This window comes from Sphingobium sp. LF-16, from assembly GCF_003711185.1.
Classification (GTDB): domain Bacteria; phylum Pseudomonadota; class Alphaproteobacteria; order Sphingomonadales; family Sphingomonadaceae; genus Sphingobium; species Sphingobium yanoikuyae_A.
In genome coordinates, this window is sequence record NZ_CP029335.1 from 1,203,164 (window position 1) to 1,225,797 (window position 22,634).

The window sequence follows — 22,634 nt, forward strand, 5'->3', positions numbered from 1 at the left end:
GGAACTTTATGAACGGTCGTTAATATAGGATTTTAGGGTTCACAAATAGTTTACATCGGCATGAAAGCCGGCTCAGCTCATCGCAAAAGCCGGCTTCTGATGCTGAAAATCCTCAATCCTGGTCAAAGCCCCTGTAAACATTGGGGCTTCGTCAGGGCGTGGGATCAATAGGCGTTGCGGTGAACCAGAACCCGTGCCGTGCCGACCAGGATGCCGATGTCGCGCATCAGGCTCCAGCCGTGCAGATATTCAAGATCCGCCTCGACCCGGTTCAGAATGTCGCGCCGGGTTTCGGTCGCGCCGCGGAAGCCGCGGATCTGGGCCAGGCCGGTGATGCCAGGCTTGAGCGCATGGCGATGCCAATATTGGCGGTCGACCTGCCAGAACAGCTGGTCCTCGGCGGTCGAACCCAGCGCATGGGGGCGCGGGCCAACCAGGCTCATCTCGCCAAGCAGCACGTTGAGGAGCTGGGGCAGCTCGTCGATGCTGGTGCTGCGGATGAAGCGGCCGACGCGGGTGATGCGGTTATCGTCGCGCTGGGTCGAGGTGGCGCCGGCGGTGTCGCACTGTTCCACCCGCATGCTGCGGAACTTGAGGATGTGGAACAGGCGGTTGCCACGGCCGATCCGTTCCTGGCGGAAGAAGACCGGGCCCGGCGAGTCCAGCCGGATGGCGACGGCAACGGCGATCATCAGCGGCGCCAGCGCGATCAGCACCGGCACGGTCAGGATGATGTCGAGCAGCCGCTTCTTGGCGCGATTGGCAAGGTTGAGCGGACCGCGGGCGACCACCAGCGTCGACACGCCGCGATGGCTCTGCACCGCGAGCGGCGCCATCGGGTCGAGTTCCGGCACGATGATCTCGCCCAGGATATTGCCGCCCTTGAGCATCTGCGCCCAGTCGGCCTTGCGCTCCAGCGGGCAAGAAATGACCACGCGATCGAAATCGCGCAGCAGCATGCCCAGGCGATGCAGCATATAGGGATCGTCCAGATCGGCGCGCAGGCCAAGCGTCGGTGCGTCCACAATCGTCATGCCGTTGACATCGTCGGGGATCAGGCCGTCGTCGATGATCAGCAATTGGGCGAACAGTCCTTCGGCGAAATGGCGACGAACGGCGCGGACGACCAGCACCCGCTGCATCACGATCAGCGCGCCGCTGAAGAACAGGCCAGTGCTGATGCCCAGGCGCGAGAAATTGTCGGTGACCTTCAGCGAGAAGACGACCAGCAGGAAGATCAGCAGGGTTCCGGCGAAGGCCATTACTGCACTGCGGCATGAAGCCGTCATGCTGGTCAGGCAGCGCGGGTTGTAGGCCTGATTGTGAAAGGCGATGGTGCCATAGACCAAGATCCCGCCGGCGAGCGGCTGCCAGACCTCCATCGACAGGATCGGAATACCCGCCACGCGCAGGCCGATGACGAACCCTGCGGCGAGGGCCATCATGTCTGCAAGCAGCAGAACTAGGCTCAGCCACAGGCGCGCGTTCCGCTGGAAAGCGGCGGTGGCGGGCTGGCGACTGGGGGTTCCTGCAATCGCCAGATCTATTTTGGACATCGGCAACCCTTTAAATGCGTCGTGACGTCATGGTCCGCCCGCCCGTCGTCAGACGGTGGCGATCTTTCCCCAGGACATCCGCTGCCTTTGATTTATGTTGCGTAGCAGCAGGACATAGTTGCTCGGTTGTTACAATTGGGGGAGGGATATTCGGACGCACATTTCCGACGATCCGTTGAGCGCCCATTTTTCATCCTGCCGCCCCTTCGTTCTGTCGCAGGGAAAAACGATCAGACGCGGTGAGAGGCCTTGCCGGCCTGATGGAAACGACGTCGAATCAAATCGCTCAGCGAAACAGCCACCAGCCGATCAGAAGGAATGCGCCGACGAGGGCCACGGGGCCGGCCCAACGTGACAGAAATTGCACGCCGGATTCGGCCAGATGATGGGGGAAAGGCCAGATTCTCGGGCCATCCGCATCCTCGCCATGCTGCGGGACGGGATCATGCCGTGGCGCCGACCGGGCGCTGTCGTGTCCGGCATTGCGATCCTGTGGTGGCGGAAACAGATCGACCATCATCATTCCCGATGCGATGCGAGAATAGCGACCGCAGATCACGATAACCTGCGGCCGGGCAAAGATAAACCATTATCCCCACCCGGCCACGTTCGGTTCAATAGCGGAAACGCGCCGATGCATAGACGGTGCGTCCCGGTTCGGGAAAACCATCCGTCAGCGTGTAATAGTCATCTAACAGATTGCGCCCACCAATGCTGAGGTCGATCTGGTCGGTCAGCGCCAGATCGACGCGCAGGCTGGCATTCACATAGGCGCCGGTGCGGTAATAGCGGGCTGGCTGCGACGCCGGGGTTGCGGTGAACAGGGTCCAGCGGTTCGACGCCAGATCGACGCTGGGGACGATGTGCAGCCGTTCGACCGGCGCCCAGTCGAGATAGGCAAAGCCCTTGTGCGTGGGAACCCCGGTGGGACGGAAGCGCGCATTGGACGGATCGGTCAGGTCGCGCTTGATGCCGGTATAGTTGATGCCCGCGTCCAGCCACGGCAGCAGCGTCGCCGACGCCGACAGTTCGATGCCATAATATTCGCCCTTGCCGACATTGCGGCTCTGGCTGAGGTTGGTGAGGGCGCAGCCCGTGGTCGGCACGGCGGGCGGCGTGGTCGATGCGGTGCAGGGATAGGCCGGCGTCGGCACGCTGAAGATCGCGTCCCGCACCCAACTGTAGAAGAGCGCGCCTTCCAGCCGGATCGATCCCTGACTCCAGCTTCCGCCGATCTCCGCATTGGTCGCCCGTTCGGCCTTCAGGTCGGGGTTGGGAATGGCGGTGTTGAAGCGCTGGCTGAACCGTTCAAAGATGGTCGGGAAGCGGGCGCGAGACGAGAGGCTGGCGTGGAGCGCGAGGGCGTCGCCTGCCTGCCAGTCGAATCGGCCCTGCGCATTCCAAGTGTCGGCGTCCCTGCGCGGGTAATTGTAGATGACCGATGGCGTCCCCGACGTGCCGAGCGGGGCGCCATATTCCTCGGCCCGTTCCAGGTTGCGCCAGTCATAGCTGCCACCCAGGGTGAAGCGAAGCGTCGGGCTCAGCGCCAGCTCATTTTCCAGCGCAATGGAATAGGTGGCCTCGCTCTGGGTCTGTTTCGGCTCCGTGGTGGCGACGCCGGCCGTCGAAAAGCTGGTCTGATATTCGACATGCTCATCATGGCGATAATGGAAGGCGAGGCGCAGCGTGTCCGCATCGGTCGCGGTGAAATCGAGTTGGGCCGATCCGCCCCACGCCTTGTCTTCATAGGGGCTGTCAAAGGCGTAGGGCCGGCTCTGCGTGGTCAGCGTCCGGTCGTTGAAGGAGCGGAGCATCGAATCGAACTGGTTATAATAGGCGCGGGTCTTGAGCGTGGCCCGGTCGCCCAGCGCCGTGGTCGACAGGAAATAGACGCTGGTGATGTCCCAGGACGGCCAGTCCCAGAAACGGGCCGTGGTGACCGTGTCGCTGATATGCAGCGGCGCGCTCTTCGATCCTTCCTGATAGGTATAGCTCAGCGCATATTCGTCGGTGGCATTGGGAGTGAAGCCGAGCTTGGCATTGACCCGCCAGTCCTCCGCCCGTGAAAAGTCGCGCGCCCCGCCATCTTCGAGCGTGGACACGCGCGGCGTGAAATCATTGGGCAGGTCCCAATGATCGGTAAAGCTGCGGGCATAGCTGGCCTGCGCATACCAGAGATCGTGCCGGGTGCCGACCTTGGCCGACGTGGTATAGCCGGCATAGTCCATGTCATTGTCGAAGTTGACCTGTCCGCGAAGATCGATGTCGAGCGCCTTGGTCGGCTTGCTGGTCACCAGGTTGATGGCGCCGCCCATGGCACCGGGGCCGTCCAGCACGGAGGCATAGCCCTTGGCCACCTGGACCTCGGCAATGTCGGTGGTCAGGAAGCGTCCATAATCGAGCCGGTTGTCGGCGGGCAGATAGACGCGGATGCCATCGATCGAGAGCGGTACCTGGAACCGGTCGAAGCCACGCACGAAGACCAGTCTCTCGTTGCGGGTGCCGCCGCTGTTGCCGGCGGACACGCCGGGCATGAGGTTGACCGCATCGTCGAGCGAGGTGCGGTTGAAACTGTAGATGGCATCGGAAGACAGCGTACTGCCGTCAATCTCGATCCCGCTGGTGCGGGGGGCGGTGACGATGATCTGGCCGAGCGAGAAGCGATCGCTGTCGCCGGTCGCGTCGGGCGCGCCCTGTGCCTGGGCCGTCGCGGTCCAGCAGCAGGCGCTGGCCAGCAAAATGCGCATCATGGTCTGTCGCATGAAAATCCCCCTATTCTTGGTCGTTCGACTCGCTATATCCCGCCGTATATAGTTTTGCCTTCGGGAGGGAAGTCCGTGCGTCAGCCACTGTTCCTGCTGTTTCCGGCCCTGTGTGCGGCTGTGGTGCCGGCATCGGCCTTCGCGCAAATGTCGGGCACGCCGGCCTGCGCTGCCCCGGCCGATCCGCCGGCGGAGATGGCATCCTGGCGCGCGCCGCAGCCGATGAAGGCGGCGGCGGATGCCAAGGGAGCCAGCAAGGTCAAGCTGAAAGCCGGGCAGGCCGTGGCGCTGACCCTGCTGCCGACGCCCAGGATCAGCTATCCGCTTCGGCCGGCCAAACCCGGCGGCAGTGTCAGCTTCGGTGGCATCGTCCATTTCACCGTCGATCAGCCCGGCACATGGCGGGTGGCGCTGAGCAGTGGCGCCTGGGTCGATGTGGTGAAGGACGGCACTGCCGCGACCTCGATCGCGCATGGCCATGGCCCCGATTGCACCGGCATCCGCAAGATGGTCGATTACAGCCTGGAACCAGGCGACTATATCCTGCAACTCGCGGCCAATGGCGATCCGCAGATGACGGTGCTGGTGACCCGTCTGCCGTGAAGCCGGCGCGCTGGTTGCTATTGCTCGCGACGCTGCTGCTGATCGGGGCGGGGCGGCCGTGGCATTGGAGCTTGGCCCTGGGCGAAGCGCCGCCCCCAGTCCCGGTCGGCAACGCAATGAGCGCGGCGAAGGTCGAGCTTGGCCGCCGCCTTTTCTATGACGCCGACCTGTCGGCCAATGGCACGTTGAGCTGTGCTGGATGCCATGAGCAGCATCGTGGCTTTGCCGACGGCAATCGCACGCGGCCCGGCGTCCATGGCGATCCGGGGCTGCGCAATGTGCCGGGCCTGGCCAATGTCGCCTGGTTGCCGCGCCTCACCATTGCTGATCCGGCGATCACCAGCCTGGAGGCGCAGGTCGCCGTGCCGCTGCTCGGCGAGCATCCCGTCGAAATGGGGATGAAGGGGCTGGAGGCGGAACTCCCGCGTCGGCTGGGCGCCGATGCCTGCTATCGCCGGATGTTCGCGCGCGCTTTCCCGGACCGTCGCGGCCGGATCGACATCGCGACGGTGTCGGCGGCGCTGGCGGCGTTCGAACGCACGCTGATTTCGCGCGACAGCCCCTATGATCGCGATCGACGGGGGCAGGCCGATGCCCTGTCGCCATCGGCCCGGCGGGGCGCACATCTGTTCGCGGACAAGGGCTGCGCGTCCTGTCATGCGGGGCGGGATTTCAGTGACGGCGCCTATCATCGGCTGGAACCGGCGACGGCCACCGATCCGGGACTGGCCGAAAAGACGGGGCTGACCAGTGATGCGGGACGGTTTCGCACACCCCCGCTCCGCAACGTCGCGGTGACCGGCCCCTGGTGGCATGATGGGTCCGCGCAAACGCTGGATGCGGCGATCCTGCGCCATGGCCAGAAACTGACCGACGCCGAACGGATCGCGATCACGGCTTTCCTCGACAGCCTGACCGATCAGGCGTTCCTCACCGATCCACGCTTCGCCATGCCGGCTGAAGCCTGCGGCAAGAAACTATGAAAGAGGGGCGGGCAGGGGGATCTGCCGTAGCAGGGCGTCAAGCTGGCCCTGCGCCTGTCCGCCGGTCGCGGTGAGCGCGACCTCTTCCAGCGCGCGATAGGCGGCGAGCACGGCCTGACCTGCTTCCGTCACCCGCGCGCCACGATCACGGCCGCCGCCAGCGACCGTCTCGACCAGCCGGTCGTTCCAGCAGCGGTTCATCGTATCAACCAGCAGCCAGCTGCGCCGATAGCTCATGCCCAGCGCCCGCCCGGCCGCCGATATGGAGCCGTGCTGCGCGATCGCGTCTAGCAGATCGGCCTTGCCCGGTCCCATGGCGATCTCGCCCCCGCAAAGGATCTGGATCTTGAGCTTGAGCGTTCCGGTCTGCATGGCCCTGCCTGATTGCGTGCAATTTGCCCCTCTTAGCCCGTTGTCGCAGGTTCAGCGAGGGGGTGGCATGGCCCGCATTTGCTGCCGCCTTGGAATTGCCGAATTCCTGTGGGACAGGCGCAATGGTCGCCGAAAAACATAGATAGCCGGATAGAGAGACATGCCCCAGCCTTCCGCCCCGATCCCGACCGCGCGCCTGCGCCAGCCGATCGGCCTGTTGATCGGAACGGCATTGGGGGCTGCATTGCTGACGCCGGGCCTTGCGGCCGAGCCTGCGCCGTTCGAGCTGACCGGGCCGGACCTCAAGGTCAGCGTGACCCGCGGCACGACCAGCTTGCCGATCAGCCAGGTGCCGAGCCTGCGGGCCGGCGACAAGCTGCTGATCGAGCCGAACCTGCCCAAGGAACAGGGCGCCAATTTCGTGCTGATGTCGGCCTTCCTGCGGGGCGCGACAAACCCGCCGCCCAAGGACTGGATCGACAGCGCGGAGACATGGAAGAAGAAGGACAAGGATCGCCGCCTCGCCCTGACAGTGCCGGACGGCGCGCGACAGATGGTGCTGTTCCTGGTGCCCGAGACCGGCGGTGGCGAGGGTACGGTTAGTGACGCGGTGCGCGGCAAGCCGGGCGAGTTCGTGCGGGCTACGCAGGAACTCAATCAGGCGTCGCTTGATCGCTCGCGGCTGGATGCCTTCATGACGGCAATCCGGACACAGGAAAACAGCCATCCCGAATTCCTGCGCAGCGTCGCCCCGGCGCTGGCCCGCAGCCTGTCTATGAAGCTCAACGAGGATTGCCTGTCCAAGGTGATCGAGCTTCAGGCGGCCTGTCTGCTGGAGAATAAGGATCAGCTGGTCCTCGCCGATGTTCACAGCAGTTCGATTGCCGAGACGTTGAGCGGCACGCCGACCGACCTGGCCCTGCAACTCGCCTCCACGCGTGAAGCGGGCTATGGCTATTACAGCCCCTATATTGGCGTGGTGCGCGATCTGGCCCGGATGTTCGGGGCCTTTAGCAGCCCCAGTTTCGAATATCTGCCGACCGTCAGCCTGCGCCGCGACGACAATATCGGGCTGATGCTGAACAAGGCGCCGTCCTTTGCCAAGCCCAAGTCGGTGATGGTGGTCGGCATGCCCTCGATCGAGGCGGACAGCCCGCCACGCTTGCGCAGCGGTGCGCAGGCGCCGATTTGCGCGGCATTGCCCGGCACGGTGCTGCCGGTCGAGGGAGCGCCGCTCATCTATTCGACCAGCTATGCGCGCGGCATGACGGTGCAGTTGAAGGCGGCGTCGGGCCAGACGATCGAATATCCGCTGGAGGCACGGGCCGACCGGGGCGGTTATGTGATCCGCGCCGATGGTCCCTGGCCGGCTGACTTCAGGGGATCGATCGAGGCCCATGTCTATGGGCAATGGGGGTTCGACCGGTTCGAAGGGCCCGATTATATCCTGCAGCGGCCCGATGACGCGGCCTGGCAGGTGAAGGGCGAGGCGCCGACGCTGGTCGTCGGCCGCGACAATGGCCTGACGCTGACGGGCGGTGCGCCTTCTTGCGTCGAAAGTGTCACCCTGCGCCAGGGCAATGCAGCGCCCCAGGCGATCGGCTGGAAGGTGCAGGGCCGCGATGCTCTGGACCTGACCCTGCCGCTTGCTGATCGGCGCGCCGGACCTGTCACTGTCGATGTCAAATATCAGGGCGTCGCCAAGCCATTCTCCATGGCGCTGCGCGCCTATGCCCCGGCGAGCAAGCTGGACTGGCTGACCGTGCATCAGGGCGATGCCTGGGGTGAAATGACGGGGCAACGGCTCGATCAGGTGGCGAGCGTCGACCTTGGCGGGCGTAGCTGGAAACCCGATGGCCTGACCCGCGACGGTTCGGTCGATCGGCTCCGTCTGACGGCCGCGGGCGATGGGACTGTGCCCGCCGAAGGCGCCAGCGCCCGCGTGCAGCTGGAGGATGGGCGCATCGTATCCGTGCCGGTCACGATCGCCCCCGCGCGGCCCCGCGTGACCCTGCTCAACAAGAGCGTCACGCCAGCTGCGGCAACGGGTCTGCCGGTGACGCTGGGTGGATCGGATGTGCTGCCCAATAATGGCCGCCTCATCTTTTCCGTGCAGGCGCAGGACGGCACCAAATTGGCCATGACCGATGCGATCGAGGTGGCGACGCAGGATGGCGGCGCCAGCGTTCGGCTGACGGCCGGTTCCGGCCTGCAACTGCAAAGTCCGCAGGTGATGGTGGCGACGCTTGATCCGGCGGCGCTCGGCCCCGCCTTTGGTCCGCTGCAATTCCGCATCGTGCGGGGCCGCGAACAGGGGGATTGGCAGCCGCTGATGCCGCTTGCCCGCCTGCCGCGGATCGAGGCGGTGGATTGCGCGGGCAAGGAGCAGAAGGATCAGGGCTGCACCATCAAGGGACGCGACCTGTTTCTGGTCGATGCCGTCGCCGGCAATCCCGCCTTCGATCAGCCGGCTCCGGTGGCGCAGGGCTTTACCGGATCGACCCTGACGGTCCCGGCACCGACCGACGGCAAGCTTTATGTCCGGCTGCGCGACGCGCAGGGCGCGATGCTGGTGGTGCAGGCACCGTCGCCCGCCGCCTGATCGCCTTCCCGATCAAGGCTGGCCGCGCTAAGCTGACAGAATAGCATGATTTCGAGGCCCGAATGACCGTCATTGCCGCCTATCTCTATCGCAACGGCCAGCGCGTGCGCGAAGTGTCGATCACCGAACGGATCGACTGCGCCGAAGACAAGTCGGAGTTCGTCTGGATCGGCGTTGCCAGCCCGACGGCCGAGGAAATGCGGACGCTGCAGCAAAATTACAATCTTCACCCGCTGGCGGTGGAAGATGCGATCAAGGCTGACCAGCTGCCCAAGGTCGACATTTATGGCGAGCAACTCTTCGTTGTCGCCCGCACCGCCCATGTCGAAGAGAAGACGATCGCCTATGGCGAGACCGCCATCTTCGTTGGCCACAGCCATATCATCAGTGTCCGCCATGGTTCGGCGCGCGGGCATATCGAGCTGCGTCATGCGCTGGAGGCGGTGCCGGACCGACTGGCCCATGGCGTCGATTATGTGCTGCACGCCATCCTCGACTTCATCGTCGACGGCTATCTGCCGATCGTCGAGGGGATCGAGGAGGAAGTGCTGACCATGGAGCAGCACACGGTCGACAATTTCCTCGGCCGTGACGAGATCACCCGTATCTTCAATCTGCGGCGGCAGCTTATCCGTTTCCAGCGCATATTGGGGCCGATGCAGGAGGTCGCGACCAAGTTCGTCAAGATCGACCTGCCCTGCATCGACCCGGAAACCCGACCTTATTTCAGCGATGTGCGCGACCATGTGCGGCGGGTACAGACGATGGTCGACGATCTGCGCGAGGTGCTGAATTCCGTCTTCGAGTTCAGCAATTTGCTGGAACAGCAGCGCACCGGCACGATCACCCGTCAGCTTGCCGCCTGGGCCGCGATCCTGGCAGTGCCGACCGCAATCGCCGGCATCTACGGCATGAATTTCGAGCATATGCCCGAGCTCAAGACCCGCTACGGCTATTTCGTCGTGTTGGCGGTGATCCTGCTGATCTGTTCCATCCTCTATCGGCGGTTCCGCAAGCTCAACTGGCTCTGAGCACATCGCCCCGCCGAAATGGAGCGGCAGTCGCTTGACCTATTCGGACAGGCGGTGCCAGCCTGTCCGAATGGGAGGTCAGGCGATGGATGAGGATCGCGACGCGTTCGAGGCGATCAATGCGCATATGCTGCGGTTCCTGCCGGAGCTGGTGGCGGAACTGGGCGGCGAGGCGCCGGACAGCGGCGATGCGTCGCCCAGCTATCGCCAGACCATTGCGCTGATCGAGGATGCGGCGCATCGGCTCGCCTGCCCGGATTTCGGCATGCGCCTTGCCCTGCGGCAGCGCGGCGTGGACCTGTTCGGGCCGCTCGGCGACGCGATGCGCAACGCGCCGACCTTTGGCGCGGCGATCGATTATGTGTGCAGCCATAATTATGCGCACAGCCTGGCGGCGTCGGTCTGGCTCCGCCGCTTTCCCGCGGTCCGCCATGTCTTCGTCGGGCATGACATCCTGCTCGATGGCGTGCCCAACCGGGCGCAGGCGATGGAGCATATCCTGCTGGTCGGCCATCTTTTCGCGATGGAACTGACCGGCGGCCGGGCACGGGCGCGGCGGGTGCATTTCCGCCACCAGCCGATCTCGCCGGCGCGCATCTATCGCCGCTATTTTGGATGCCCGGTCCATTTCGGCCAGAATGAGGACGGGATCAGCTTTTCCGAGCGCGACATGGCATGCCCGGTGATCGACCGGGACGCTGCGGTCTTCGCCGCCGTCACCGCCTATATCGAACGGGAATTTCCCAATCGCCACCCGCCGCTGCATGCGCAGGTGCGCGGTATCGTCATGCAATGGCTGTGGACCGCCCATTGCTCGAATGACCGGGTCGCGGCTGAACTGGGGCTGCACCCGCGGACCCTGCACCGGAGGCTGGCGACGGAGGGCACGAGTTTCCAGAAGATCAAGGACGAGGTGCGACGCGACATATTGCGCTACTATCTGGAGCAGACTGACATCGACTTCGCCCATGTGTCGGAGAAGCTGGGTTTTTCCGAACAGTCAGTGATGACGCGCAGCTGCAATCACTGGTTCGGCGCGTCGCCGACGCGGTTGCGGGCGCGGTTGCACGCGCCCGCCTGATCCTTCAGCCCGCAATCGAGGTGCGGTGCATCATCCGCCCGGAATCGCGGGCATAGGGAACCACCCGGTGCAGCGCGCCGGTATTGCTCCAAATGACGAAGTCGCCCGCGTGCCATTGATGCTGATAGACGAAATCGGGCTGGGTCGCCCATTCGTTGAGCCGGGCGATATAGGCGCGGCCATAGGCCAGCTCCATGCCGACGATCCGGTCGGCGGTCGACCCGACGATCAGGCTCTTGCGGCCGTTCTTGTGGGTCTGGACCAGCGGCCGTTCCTTCTCGACGCCGATCGCCAGCTTGCCCTTTTCCGCTTCGGGAATAGCGTCGGCGATCGAACGTAGGCTGGCAGCGACGCTGTGGATGATGCGCAGATCCTCGATCTCGGTGCGCTGTGATTCCGGCATCTGTTCATAGGCCGCGAAGGTGTTGGCGAATTCGGTCTGGCCGCCCTTGGGCGCCAGCCGGCGGGCCGAGAGCAGGGTCGCGAGCGGCGGCGGCATTTCCATCGGCATGCCGTCCATGTGCCAGAAGAAGGTGCCCAGCACATATTCCGGCGCGCGGTTGATCTTGCGATCCAGCGTCACCTGATAGACGTCCTCGTCCTTGTTGGTCGTCGCTTCGCTGGTGAGGTTGAGCCGCCCGCCGAGCAGATCGGTAAAGGCCAGTTGCTCCTCATTGGTGAAATGGACCTGCGGCATGACCAGGACGGTTCGCTCCTCCAGCATGTCGCGGCACTGGGCGACCACCTCGGGATCGAACAGCGCCTCCCGATCGGCCTCGACCACCGCGCCGATCAGCGGCTTGACCGGGCGGAAGGTCACGCGGCTCTTGTGAATGACGTTCATGATCCTGCTCCTTCGATCTCAACCCTGTTCGGCGGCCATGCCGGAAAAGCCGATGCAATAGCCGCCATCGACCGGCAGCAAGGTGCCGGTGATGTAGGACGCCTCGTCACTGGCGAGGAACAAAGCGGCATTGGCGATTTCGCTGGCCAGGCCCCACCGGTCCATCGGGATGCCGGGCACGCGGAAGATGCCCGGCGGCGGTTCGGGATGATCCTTTGCCATCGGCACCAGCCCGGTCCAGATCGATCCGGGCAGCACGGCGTTCACGCGGATATGGTGCGCGGCATAATCGAGCGCGGCGCATTTTGTCATCTGGCTGACCCCGCCCTTGGCGGCGGCATAGACGCCATGGCCCTTCCACCCGACCATGCCAGTGGCCGATCCGATATTGACGATCGCGCCGCCGCCGCTCTCCAGCATGGCGATCACGCCATATTTCATGCCCAGGAATACGCCCTTCAGATTGACGGCATGGACCCGGTCCCAATTGTCGCTGCTCTGTTCGTGCAGCGGCATGATGCCGCCGCCGAAGCCGGCATTGTTGACGAGGATGTCGACCCGGCCAAAGCCGTCGCGGGCCGCGGCGATCATCGCCTGCACGTCCGCTTCCTCGGCCACGTCGACATGCAGGCCGATCGCGCCATTGCCGATGGCGGCGGCGACCTCATCCTGTGCGCCGCTGATGTCGGCGCACAGCACGCGCGCGCCCTCCTGCGCGAAGCGCTGCGCCATCGCCTTGCCCATGCCCGATCCCGCGCCGGTGATGACCGCGCTCTTGCCCGCCAGCCTCATGGCATCGGCTCCGTGTCGATGGTCGGCTGGATCAGGATACGGCTGAGATTGGCCCGGCGCGGCAGGCTGACGGCGAGCAATATGCCTGCGACGATATCGTCCGGCGCCATCGCGCCGTCCTTGTGGGTGTGCTGCTGGATCATGTCGCGCCATTGCGGGTCGGAAATGGAGCTGGCGATCTCGGTCGCGGTCGCGCCCGGTTCGATGATCGACACGCGGATGCCAGCCTGGCCGCCCTCCTGCCGCAGGCTTTCGGTGAAGCCGGTCAGGCCGAACTTGCTGGTCGAATAGGCGGCAAAGCGCCAGCCCGATCGGCGGCCGGCGGTCGAGGAGATGTTGACGATGTCGCCGCTGCCCTGTGCTTTCATCACCGGGAAGGCGGCGCGGCAGGCATGGATGGTGCCCATCAGGTTGATGTCGATCACGCGCTGCCACTGAGCGCTGGTCAGGCTTTCGATCCCGCCCGCCTCGTTGACGCCGGCGGAGTTGACGAGGATGTCGAGCCGGCCGAACCGCGCCACCGTGTCGGCGACGGCGGCCGCTGCATCCACCTCGATCGAGACATCGCCGGGCAGGGCGATCGCCGTGCCGCCTGCCGCTTCAATCCGGGCGACCAGCGCGTCGAGCCGATCGCGACGCCGTCCGTTGACAGCGATGTTGACACCCTCAAGCGCCAGCGCGAGCGCTGCCGCCTCGCCAATGCCGGAGGATGCGCCGGTGACCAGCGCGACCTTGTTTTCCAGTGCTGCCATGACCTCTCCTTGCCCCGCTGGCCTGTGCTGGACCGCGATGCTGAACAGGTTGTTAGCAGGGGTGGGCGGGGTGGTGCGATGGCAGGGTCGGTAATAGCGCCGGGGCGATCATTTGGCTTCGAGTTGGTCCAGCATCGCCTCGATCATGGCCAGGGCCTGGTCATGACCCTCTGTCAGGCCAAGCGCTGTTTCGCTGACCAGCATGCGGGCGAGCGAGGCGGTGATCATCACCAGGCCGCTGGCGTTGGCGGCCTGATCGGCTGGTAGCAATGCTGCTACTGCCTCTGCCTGATGCGCGCGAAAGGCCTGAGCGGCGGTGACGATCTCGGCCCGCACCGCCTCGCGATGATGGGCGATGGCGCTGAGTTCGGCCGCGAGCGCAGCGGTCGAGGGATCGCGCATCATCTCCCACATGGCGCGCAGCGGGCGGGGGGCGGCCAGTGCCTGCTCGAACCGGGACATGCGCCGATCGTTGATCCGCTGCACCACGGCGCGGAGCAGATCGTCCATCGTGCGGAAATAATAATAGAGAAGCTGGGTCTTCAGGCCCGCCTGCTGTGCCACCTGCCGCGCGGAAATGCCATGTTCGCCGACCTCTGTCAGGATCGCTTCGGCCGCGTCGATGAAGCGGGCGCGGTTCTGCGATCCTTCGGCGCCAAGTCTGCGAGCGGTAGCCATATCGTCCTTTCCGTCCTTCTCCGCCTCCGCTTCTGGGCAATTTTATGAGGCGCGGCAATGGCCGGGCGCCTGTCCATTTTGGTCAAGTCGTGGTGTCGGGGCGTCGCTAGCCTTGGCGCCAAACAAGACCCTTGCGGAGAGACGATCCATGACCAGCCCGACGCTCGATTGTTCGGATATCGACAATTATCTGGGCAAGCCGATCCAGCCCGCGCGGATGGTCGAGCCGATCAACAATGGCGATATCCGCCGCTGGGTGCAGGCGATGCATTATCCCAACCGGCTCCATTATGATGCGGGTTATGCCGCGCAGAGCCGCTGGGGCGGCATGGTCGCGCCACAGAGCTTTGCCGTGACGATGGACTGCGCCCATGGCTCCGCGCCGTCCTGCATCGGCCGGGTGCCCAATTCGCACATGCTGTTCGGCGGCGACGAATGGTGGTTCTACGGCCCGCGCATGGTGGCGGGCGACCGCATCCTCAACGAACGCATCCCGTTCGACTATACTGTCAAGGATACCAAGTTCGCCGGCCCCACCTGTTTCCAGCGCGGCGACAATTTCTATTATAACCAGCAGGGTGACCTGATCGCCAAGCAGCGCTCCACCTCGATCCGCTACAGCCAGGAAGCGGGCAAGGACAATGTCCCGACCGAAGGCTTTGACGATCCGGTCTGGACCGACGACCAGTTGGAGGAACTGGAAGCGCGCAAGATGCAGTGGGTCCAGATGCTCCACGATCTGGGCCATGACCGGCGCTGGTGGGACGATGCGACGGTCGGCGCGGCGCTGCCCGAGCGGGTGGTCGGCCCGCATTCGATCGTCTCCTTCGCGACCGAATGGCGATCCTATATCTTCACGCAATGGGGCGGCACCCATCGGCGCACGGATCTCGACATGGAGGCGCTGGGCTTCGTCAAGGAAATGGCGGGGCATGAGAATGACCCGGTGATGGAGGCGATCAATCCCGAATTCACCGACGGCGCCTATGTCGGCCCGTCGCGCGGCCATCTCTTCCCGCGTTGGGCGCGGTTCATCGGCATGCCGCGCGGCTATGGCTATGGCGCGTCGATGGGGGCGTGGATCACCGATTATTTCGCCGGTTGGGCGGGGGAATGGGGAATGATCCGCCATTCCGCCTGCAATTATCGCAGCCCGGCGCTGACCGGCGACATCACCATCACCACCGGCACCATCCTCGACAAGTTCGTGGATGAGGACGGCCGGTACATGGTGCAGGTCGATTGCCGCATGGCCAATCAGGCGGGGGCAGTGCTGGCCACGGCCAAGGCGGAGATCGAACTGCCCAAACGGCCGGCCTGATCCGTCTGGTCAAGCGCGCCGCGCTGTGGGATAGCGCGGCGATGGATTTAGACGATCAATTTCGCCATTATTTCGGCACCGACGACCTTGCCAGCGTACCGCCCGAGGGCATGGCGGCCGGGATCGAGCGGATGCAGGTGGCCTTCGGGCTGGAGACCGACCGTCCCCGGCGCTTCGCCCTGTGGACGTTGCTCTACATGCTGGGCGCGGCGCCTGATCTGGATGTCGCCTTCGAGGATGAAGCCGATCGCAATGCCGCGCGCGACGTGATGGACATGCTGGACGAATAAGCCGCAGGGGCGATGGAAAAAGGCATAACCCGCGCCGGCAGGAAGGAACGCGCATCGGCGCGCGGCGCGATATTGGCCGCGACCGAGAGGCTGATGGTGGAGGAGGGCTATGCCGCCGTCACCACCCGGCGCGTGGCGAAGATCGTCGGCGTAACGCCGGCGCTGGTCCATTATCATTTTGCGACGACCGACGACCTGCTGCTGGCGCTGTTCCGCAGTCTGTCGGCCCGGTTCAAGGAAGAATTGGCCAGCCGGCTGGATACGCCCGATCCGCTGCGCGCGCTGTGGCAGCTCAATTCCGATCCGGATGGCAGCGCGATCGTGCTGGAGTTCATGGCGCTGTCCAACCATCGCAAGGCGATCCGCCAGGAAATCGCCGCCTTTGTCGAGGAATTGCGGGATATCCAGGCGCGGGCGATCGGCGCGGCCGACGGCGCGGGGCTGTCGCCTGTGGGGCTTTCGGTGCTGACGGCGGGCATGGCCCGGTCGATCGTGATGGAGCAGAGCCTGGGCGTGACGCTGGGCCATGAAGAGGCGCTGGCCATGGTGGAGGCGCTGATGCGCCACGCCACCGGCAAGGATGCCGACGAACCCACCGCCTAGCCGGTCAGCCGGCGCGATGATGCGCGCCGGCCTTATCCTTATTTCTTGGCCGGAATTTTGTTGAGATCGGCCTGCACCTTGGCAAGCGCGGCGTCGGTCAGCGTGTCGGCAGCATATTGCTGCACGCCCTTCAGCGTCATCGAACGCGCCATGTCGATCTGCGGATTGGCGGTGAAGCCCGGCAGATTCTTGTCCAGGACGGCCTTGGTCGCCGGATTGTCGAGCAATGTGCCGATGTCGGTCGTCTCGACGCTATAGGCTGGGGCAGGCGCGGCGGCAGGGGCCTGCGCCATGGCGATGTGCGGCGTGGTCGCAGCGAAGATCAGGCTGGTGGCGATCAGGGCGGTTTTCATCAGCATCCTCTCAAGGCAACAGGTCTTGTCCCGACGTCCAGCGGCCGTGAGACGATCTGTATCATAAGCGGGGCCGAGCAGGCAGGGAACCGGGGCGCGATCCAACCGCCCCGGCGATGTTTGGTTCAGTAGCTGCCGCCGATCCAACTGCGCACGACCGCGCCCTGGGCATTCAATTGCAGCAGGTCGGCGCGCAGGCCGGGCGCGATGCGACCGGTTTCGGCGGCAAGGCCGAGGAAGGCGGCCGGGGCCGCCGATGCCATGGCGATGGCGCGCTCGATCGGGACGTCCAGCATGGCGACGCTGTTGTGGACGGCGGTGATCATGTCGAGATTGGAACCGGCCAGCGTGCCGGCATCATCGGTGCAGGCGCCGTTGCGGACCAGGATATGGCGACCCTGGAGCATGAACTCGTCCGCGTCGGAGCCGACCGAGGGCATGGCGTCGGTGACGAGCATCAGCGTGCCTTCCGGCTTGCAGCGCAGCGCGATCTTGAGCGCGGTGGCGCTGACATGATGGCCATCGACGATGATACCGCAGGTCACGCTGTCCTGCTCCAGCGCGGCGCCGACGATGCCGGGCTTGCGCGAGCCCAGTGGCGACATGGCATTGTAGAGATGGGTGACGCCGGACAGGCCGGCCTCGACCGCGCCGATCATATCCTCATAGCCGCCATTGCTGTGGCCCGCCGCGACGATCACGCCGCGCTCCACAAGTTGGCGCACCATGTCGGGCGAGGTCCGCTCGGGCGCCAGCGTGACCAGGGTGCGACCGCGCCTGAGCGAAGACAGCACTTCCAGCCCCTCGGCATCGAGCGGGCGGATCTTGTCGCCGTCGTGAATGCCCTTGCGCTCGATATTGAGATAGGGCCCTTCGATATGGATGCCGAGCACGCCCGGCACGCCGGCCTCGATCGCGGCATCGACGGCGGCGACCGCCTGGCGGATGACGGCCAGATCGTCGCTGATGAGCGTCGGCAGGAAGCCGGTGGTGCCGAAACGACGATGGGCGGCGCCGATCGCGGCGATGCCTTCGACCGTCGGGGCATCATTGAACAGCACGCCGCCGCCGCCATTGACCTGCGTATCGATGAAGCCGGGCACCAGCCGGTCGCCGCCCAGGTCGCGCCGCGCGACATCGGTCGGGACATCGGCGTCGGGCAGGATCGCGGCAATGCGATTGCCCTCGATCAGCAGCGCCTTGCCGGCATGGAAGTGGCCGTCGATCAGGATCGACCCGTTGACCAGAGCGTGACGCATCAGAGGGTCTCCGTCACCTTGGCAAGGTGCGGGGGCTGGTCCGGGTTGAAGCCGCGCCGGACCGACAGCGCGTTGACCGCGCGGTAGAAGGCCTGGACCTGCAGCATCGGTTCGATCGCCGGATGGGCGGTGGGCACCGGCAGGTGGATGGCGCCATCCACCGGCTCCCCGGCGATCAACACCTGGCCGCCGCGCGTAACGACCTCGCGCACCAGTTCATCGACGCTTTCGGCGGTTTCATCCGCCTGGCGGAACACCAGCAGCGGGAAATCGGGGCCGACCAGCGCCATCGGGCCATGTTTGACCTCGGCCGCGCTGAACGCTTCGGCATGAAGGCCGCTGGTTTCCTTGAACTTGAGCGCAGCTTCCTGCGCGATGCCGAAGCCGATGCCGCGGCCGATGACGTAGAGGCCGCGCGCGGTGGCGAGCTGTTCGACGAGCGGCGTCCAGTCGCAGGCCCAGGCCTGGGCGAGCAGGGCAGGGGCAGTCTCCAGCGCCGCCAGCAATTCCGCATCCTCGCTCCAATGGGCGGCAAGGTTCAGCAGGCTGGCGATCGAGGCGATATAGGATTTGGTGGCGGCGACGCTGCGTTCCGGGCCGGCGTGGAGCGGCAGCAGCGTATCGACCTGGCCGGCAAGCGGCGAGTCGGCGACATTGACCATCGCGACGGTCCTTGCGCCCGCGCTTTTTGCAGCATCGACCGTGGCCAGGATGTCGGGGCTCTTGCCCGACTGCGAGATGGCGATGGCCAGCATGTCGGCGAGCGCCGGGGCGGTGCCATAGACCGAAGCGATCGAGGGTGCGGCCGACGTGGTCAGCAGGCCCAGGCGCGTTTCGAACAGATATTTGGCGAAGGTCGCCGCATGATCGGAACTGCCGCGGGCACAGGTGACGATGCCGCGCGGCGGATCGGCGCGCAGGCTGGCGGCCAGCGCCTTGACCGTTTCGGCGTTGGCGGCGAACTGGCGGGCGATGACGGCGCCGGCCTCTGCGGCCTCGGCGAACATCAGGGTATCTTGCGGATTGAGCATCGTATCAGGCATCTTTTCGGTCGGGCGCGCATGTCGAGTTCGGCAACGAAGTCATAGGCATCGCCCCTGTACCAGCTTTGCGTCGCTTCGATGACGCGGCCATCGTCCAGGAAGCCGCGCCGTTCGATATAGAGGCCGGGCGCCCCTGCCTCGATGCCCAGCAGCTTGGCCTGTTCGGCGTTGAACAGGACGGCGCGCAGGCGCTGGAGGGCACGGACCGGACGGTTGCCGGCAGCTTCCAGGGCTGCATAGAGCGAGGCGCCGACGACATCGACACCGTCGAGGCCGAAGCCGGGAATGGTCGAATATTCGAGCGCCATCGCGACATCGTCGGCATAGCGAATGCGGTTGAAACGGTAGACGGCCGCGCCGGGGCTGAGGCCCAGCGTCAGCGCGTCGTCGGGCGTGACGGCGCCGATGCTGCGGCCCAGCCACTCGCTGCGCACCGTGCGGCCGCGTGCCGCCATATCCTCGGAAAAGGAGGAGAGCTTGGCGAACTGCTTTTCGACCCGGTTGGCGACGAAGGTGCCGGCGCCCTGCTTGCGGACCAGCAGTCCTTCCTCGACCAGGGAATCCAGCGCCTTGCGCAGGGTGATGCGGGACACCGAGAGTTCCGATGCCAGGTCACGTTCGGGCGGCAGCGCTTCATTGGGTTTCAGTCGCTGGGTGCGCAGCGCTTCGCGCAGCGCGTCTTCGAGCCGGCGATAGAGCGGGCCACCGCCCAGCGCGTCGAGCGGTCCAATCTGTTCGGCAAGCAGCGGCATCTCGTCTCCACCAGCATCTGTGTTGTCTGCACACTAAGACCAATTAAATACCATATGCCAGTGAAAAATTTCAAACCCCGTCACAATTTTGAAAATATCCCTCTTGACGGCGGTATGACTTCGGCGGATGGTCTGCTTATTGGTATGCAGTTGGTCCGCCCAATTGGTGCCATGCATCAAATATAAATAAGGGGTGAGATATGGGGATTCGGACTTTTCTGGTCGGTACCGCCAGCGCCATCGCGCTGTTTTCCGGTGCCGCGCATGCGCAGGGAAGCGATGCTTCCGCGCCGGACGCCGATGCAAATGCCAGCGATATCGTCGTCACCGGTTATCGCGCCTCGCTCGCCAAGGCGATCGACGTCAAGCGTAACGCTGACGCGATCGTCGACAGCATTTCCGCCGAAGATGTCGGCAAATTCCCCAATACCAATGTCGCCGAAGCGCTGACGCTGGTGCCGGGCGTCACCGTCGACCGCCAGTTTGGCCAGGGCGAAAAGGTATCGATCCTGGGCACCGATCCGGCGCTCAACCGCACCCTGCTGGACGGCCAGACCGTGGCGTCGGCCGACTGGTTCATCCTCGACTCGCCGGGCCGCACCTTCAACTATGCGCTGCTCGCGCCGCAACTGGTCGGCCGGGTCGATGTCTACAAGTCGCCCGAACCCCGCATCGACGAAGGTTCGATCGGCGGCACGGTCAATGTCGTGACCCGCAAGCCGCTGGACTTGAAACCCTTCACCATGGCGGGCCAGCTTGGCTATCTCTATAATGATCGCTCGAAGAAGGGCGATATCCAGGGATCGGCGCTGGTCAGCTGGCATAATGAGGAAGGCACGTTCGGCATCCTCGCCTCGTTCCAGCGCGCCAAGGACCGGCTGCGCCGCGACGGCGTCGAAACCTATGGCACGATGAAGGCCGATCAGTGGGCCGGCGGCAATGCCGACAATCCGGTGGACTCGCGCGACAATGGTTGCGTCGGCGAATGCGCCACCACGCTGAGCAATAATCTCGACGCGATCAGCCCCAACGCCTTTGGCACCTCCTATTTCGAACAGGGCCGTGAGCGCCTGACCTATTCGGCCACCGCCCAGTGGAAGCCGGTCGACGAGCTGACCCTGGAAGCGAGCTGGCTCAAGATCGACGCCACCTACAACAACCTCAACCAGTCCATGTATGCCTTCCAGGGCAATACCTGGAACAGCTTGGGGGCGCTGACCGGTCTGGAGGTCAATAACGGCATCGTCACCAGCGCAACCTTCAAGAATGCGCTGTCGGTGCTGGACGTCCAGTATCGCGAGGCGGAAATGAAGTCCGATACCTATCGCGGCAAGGCGCGTTGGGACGGTGGCACCTGGGATCTGACGGTCGAAGGCGGCCTGTCGGACGCGGACGGCGGCACCAAGCGGCAGGTCTTCCTCGAATTCCTCAACTGGGCGGATTATACCGTGAATATCGGCGGCGCCCCCAAGTCGCCCGGCTCGCTGAGCTATGCCACCGATGTTCAGGGCAACCCCAATGCCTTCGTGACCGATCCGGGCTGGAGCGGCAACACCGTCACCAAGCCGACCAGCGACAAGGAGCGTTACGGCCAGGCTGACCTCGGCTTTGATTTCGACGGTGCTTTGAAGCGCATCCAGATCGGCTATAAATATCGCCATCACGAGACCGGCCAGCAATATGCGGGCATTGCGCTCAATGGTCTGGGCGTCGCGGCGGCGCAGTTCGATCCCAAGACGGTGGCGGGCAATTATCTGCGCGGCTTCAGCGGCGTGAACGACCAGATGACCGACCGCTTCATCATCAGCGGCCCGTCGATGGTCGACTATCTGGAAGGCCAGACACTACCGACGCCGTCGATCTTCGCGGCGGCGGAATTTACCGCCGGTAACTGGAACATCCAGGAGGATATCAACGCGGTCTATGCCCAGGCCAATTTCGACACCGGCACGCTGCGCGGCAATTTCGGCGTGCGCTATGTGAATACCAAGACCGACAGCGCCGGCTATGTCTGCAACGCTGGCGCGCCCTGCAACAGCGCAGCTGACTGGACCTGGCAGACGACCGAGCGCAGCTATGACAACTGGCTGCCCAGCGCGAATATCGCCTGGACCGCGCAGCAGGATCTGATCCTGCGCTTCTCCGCCGCCAAGGTGATGTCGCGTCCCAACTATGCCGACATGACCAATTATTTCTGGCTGTCGGACACGGTGCTGACCGGCGGTGGCGGCAACCCGAACTTGAAGCCCTACACGTCGGGTAATCTCAACGCCTCGGTCGAATGGTATTTCAAGCAGGGGTCGATCCTGTCGGCCGAAGTCTTCTACAAGGATATCAGCAACTATATCCTGCAGAAGACGGCGCCCGAGAGCTATTTCAACCAGTCTCAGGGCCGGGTGACGACCTATCAGATCAGCCGTCCCTACAATGCCGGTTCGGCCGAGGTGAAGGGCTTTGCCGTCGCCTATCAGCAGAACCTGCCCTATGGCTTCGGCATATTGGCCAACTACACCTATTCCGACGGTTCGGGTGAAGGCGGCCAGGCGCTGCCCTATAATTCCAAGCATCAGGCCAGCGTCAGCCCCTTCTTCGAAAGCGGCCCGGTCGCGCTGCGCGCCACCTACACCTGGCGGTCGAAATATTTCACCGGCATCGACCGCGGCGACAATATGTTCGTGCGGGACTCCGACAATCTGGACGTGTCGGCGACCTATAATGTCACGCCGCAGATCGGCATCACCCTGTCGGGCATGAACCTGACCGACGCGGAATATTATGCCTATGCCAACACCACGGCACTGCCGCGCGGCGTCTATCGCTCGGGCCGCAAGTTCCTGGCGACGGTGAACTTCAACTATTGATTGCCTCGCCTGTCAGAAGGCGCATGACTTGAAGACGGCGGGACGGAACGCAACAGCGTCCGCCCGCCGCACGTCCCTTGTCGCGTCCGCGCGGCG

Annotated in this window: 21 protein-coding genes; 9 read left to right on the plus strand and 12 right to left on the minus strand. The window is 64.7% G+C overall.

What is annotated here, in order from left to right; all coding sequences use genetic code 11:
- Positions 1-164: 164 nt before the first annotated feature.
- The 3 genes from DIZ22_RS05790 to DIZ22_RS05800 all read right to left on the minus strand — a co-directional run bounded on the left by DIZ22_RS05790 (position 165) and on the right by DIZ22_RS05800 (position 4,318).
- Positions 165-1,556, minus strand: a complete 1,392-nt coding sequence (locus DIZ22_RS05790) for a sugar transferase (RefSeq protein ID WP_004212431.1) — start codon at positions 1,554-1,556, stop codon at positions 165-167.
- Between the two features lie 286 nt (positions 1,557-1,842).
- Positions 1,843-2,079 carry a hypothetical protein gene (locus DIZ22_RS05795; RefSeq protein ID WP_234415555.1) on the minus strand — a complete coding sequence of 79 codons (237 nt, stop codon included), beginning with the start codon at positions 2,077-2,079 and terminating at the stop codon, positions 1,843-1,845.
- A gap of 91 nt (positions 2,080-2,170) precedes the next feature.
- Positions 2,171-4,318, minus strand: a complete 2,148-nt coding sequence (locus tag DIZ22_RS05800) for a TonB-dependent receptor (RefSeq protein ID WP_122928030.1) — start codon at positions 4,316-4,318, stop codon at positions 2,171-2,173.
- 75 nt (positions 4,319-4,393) lie between these two features.
- Between DIZ22_RS05800 and DIZ22_RS05805 the strand changes: the two genes are divergently transcribed.
- Complete coding sequence (locus DIZ22_RS05805; RefSeq protein ID WP_048936559.1) at positions 4,394-4,921, plus strand: hypothetical protein; 528 nt, start codon at positions 4,394-4,396, stop codon at positions 4,919-4,921.
- Entirely contained in the window at positions 4,918-5,904 is a 987-nt protein-coding gene (locus tag DIZ22_RS05810) for a cytochrome c peroxidase (RefSeq protein WP_048936558.1), read from the plus strand. The genes DIZ22_RS05805 and DIZ22_RS05810 overlap by 4 nt, the downstream gene beginning before the upstream one ends.
- Here the strand turns inward: DIZ22_RS05810 and DIZ22_RS05815 are convergent.
- Positions 5,899-6,276: a LysR family transcriptional regulator gene (locus tag DIZ22_RS05815; RefSeq protein WP_048936557.1), complete on the minus strand. Its 378-nt coding sequence runs from the start codon at positions 6,274-6,276 to the stop codon at positions 5,899-5,901. The two genes, DIZ22_RS05810 and DIZ22_RS05815, sit on opposite strands and share 6 nt — an antisense overlap.
- Before the next feature lie 160 nt (positions 6,277-6,436).
- Here DIZ22_RS05815 and DIZ22_RS05820 point away from each other — a divergent pair, with 160 nt between their 5' ends.
- The 3 genes from DIZ22_RS05820 to DIZ22_RS05830 all read left to right on the plus strand — a co-directional run bounded on the left by DIZ22_RS05820 (position 6,437) and on the right by DIZ22_RS05830 (position 10,990).
- Entirely contained in the window at positions 6,437-8,878 is a 2,442-nt protein-coding gene (locus tag DIZ22_RS05820; RefSeq protein WP_048936556.1) for a hypothetical protein, read from the plus strand.
- Positions 8,879-8,940: 62 nt separating this feature from the next.
- Entirely contained in the window at positions 8,941-9,909 is a 969-nt protein-coding gene (locus DIZ22_RS05825; protein ID WP_004212440.1) for a magnesium and cobalt transport protein CorA, read from the plus strand.
- An 85-nt stretch (positions 9,910-9,994) separates the two neighbouring features.
- Positions 9,995-10,990 carry an AraC family transcriptional regulator gene (locus DIZ22_RS05830; RefSeq protein WP_048936680.1) on the plus strand — a complete coding sequence of 332 codons (996 nt, stop codon included), beginning with the start codon at positions 9,995-9,997 and terminating at the stop codon, positions 10,988-10,990.
- A 4-nt stretch (positions 10,991-10,994) separates the two neighbouring features.
- Here the strand turns inward: DIZ22_RS05830 and DIZ22_RS05835 are convergent, their stop codons facing one another.
- The 4 genes from DIZ22_RS05835 to DIZ22_RS05850 all read right to left on the minus strand — a co-directional run bounded on the left by DIZ22_RS05835 (position 10,995) and on the right by DIZ22_RS05850 (position 14,056).
- Positions 10,995-11,834, minus strand: a complete 840-nt coding sequence (locus tag DIZ22_RS05835; protein WP_048936555.1) for a TauD/TfdA family dioxygenase — start codon at positions 11,832-11,834, stop codon at positions 10,995-10,997.
- Between the two features lie 18 nt (positions 11,835-11,852).
- On the minus strand, positions 11,853-12,626 hold the full coding sequence (locus DIZ22_RS05840) for an SDR family NAD(P)-dependent oxidoreductase (protein WP_048936554.1): 774 nt from the start codon (positions 12,624-12,626) through the stop codon (positions 11,853-11,855).
- Positions 12,623-13,378 carry an SDR family NAD(P)-dependent oxidoreductase gene (locus DIZ22_RS05845; protein ID WP_048936553.1) on the minus strand — a complete coding sequence of 252 codons (756 nt, stop codon included), beginning with the start codon at positions 13,376-13,378 and terminating at the stop codon, positions 12,623-12,625. Before DIZ22_RS05845 ends, DIZ22_RS05840 begins: the two co-directional genes overlap by 4 nt.
- Before the next feature lie 108 nt (positions 13,379-13,486).
- The gene (locus DIZ22_RS05850) at positions 13,487-14,056 is read right to left on the minus strand and encodes a TetR/AcrR family transcriptional regulator (RefSeq protein ID WP_048936552.1); all 570 of its coding nucleotides are present in this window, start codon (positions 14,054-14,056) and stop codon (positions 13,487-13,489) included.
- A 148-nt stretch (positions 14,057-14,204) separates the two neighbouring features.
- Between DIZ22_RS05850 and DIZ22_RS05855 the strand changes: the two genes are divergently transcribed.
- Genes DIZ22_RS05855 through DIZ22_RS05865 form a run of 3 tightly spaced genes read left to right on the plus strand, consistent with a single transcriptional unit; the run spans position 14,205 to position 16,270 of the window.
- Complete coding sequence (locus DIZ22_RS05855; protein WP_048936551.1) at positions 14,205-15,377, plus strand: MaoC family dehydratase N-terminal domain-containing protein; 1,173 nt, start codon at positions 14,205-14,207, stop codon at positions 15,375-15,377.
- Positions 15,378-15,418: 41 nt separating this feature from the next.
- Positions 15,419-15,667, plus strand: coding sequence for a hypothetical protein (locus DIZ22_RS05860; RefSeq protein WP_004212448.1), 249 nt, complete (start codon positions 15,419-15,421; stop codon positions 15,665-15,667).
- Positions 15,668-15,679: 12 nt separating this feature from the next.
- A complete protein-coding gene (locus DIZ22_RS05865; RefSeq protein WP_048936550.1) occupies positions 15,680-16,270 on the plus strand; it encodes a TetR/AcrR family transcriptional regulator in 591 nt (196 codons plus the stop codon).
- Between the two features lie 38 nt (positions 16,271-16,308).
- Here DIZ22_RS05865 and DIZ22_RS05870 read toward each other — a convergent pair whose 3' ends face one another.
- From DIZ22_RS05870 to DIZ22_RS05885, 4 genes are all read right to left on the minus strand, one after another.
- Entirely contained in the window at positions 16,309-16,623 is a 315-nt protein-coding gene (locus DIZ22_RS05870) for a hypothetical protein (protein WP_037521534.1), read from the minus strand.
- 125 nt (positions 16,624-16,748) lie between these two features.
- A complete protein-coding gene (nagA, locus tag DIZ22_RS05875) occupies positions 16,749-17,882 on the minus strand; it encodes an N-acetylglucosamine-6-phosphate deacetylase (protein ID WP_048936549.1) in 1,134 nt (377 codons plus the stop codon).
- The gene (locus DIZ22_RS05880; RefSeq protein WP_170978339.1) at positions 17,882-18,925 is read right to left on the minus strand and encodes an SIS domain-containing protein; all 1,044 of its coding nucleotides are present in this window, start codon (positions 18,923-18,925) and stop codon (positions 17,882-17,884) included. The genes nagA and DIZ22_RS05880 overlap by 1 nt, the downstream gene beginning before the upstream one ends.
- Positions 18,889-19,677: a GntR family transcriptional regulator gene (locus DIZ22_RS05885; RefSeq protein ID WP_122928031.1), complete on the minus strand. Its 789-nt coding sequence runs from the start codon at positions 19,675-19,677 to the stop codon at positions 18,889-18,891. The genes DIZ22_RS05880 and DIZ22_RS05885 overlap by 37 nt, the downstream gene beginning before the upstream one ends.
- A 200-nt stretch (positions 19,678-19,877) precedes the next feature.
- Here DIZ22_RS05885 and DIZ22_RS05890 point away from each other — a divergent pair, with 200 nt between their 5' ends.
- The gene (locus tag DIZ22_RS05890; protein ID WP_122928032.1) at positions 19,878-22,538 is read left to right on the plus strand and encodes a TonB-dependent receptor; all 2,661 of its coding nucleotides are present in this window, start codon (positions 19,878-19,880) and stop codon (positions 22,536-22,538) included.
- Positions 22,539-22,634: the final 96 nt, after the last annotated feature.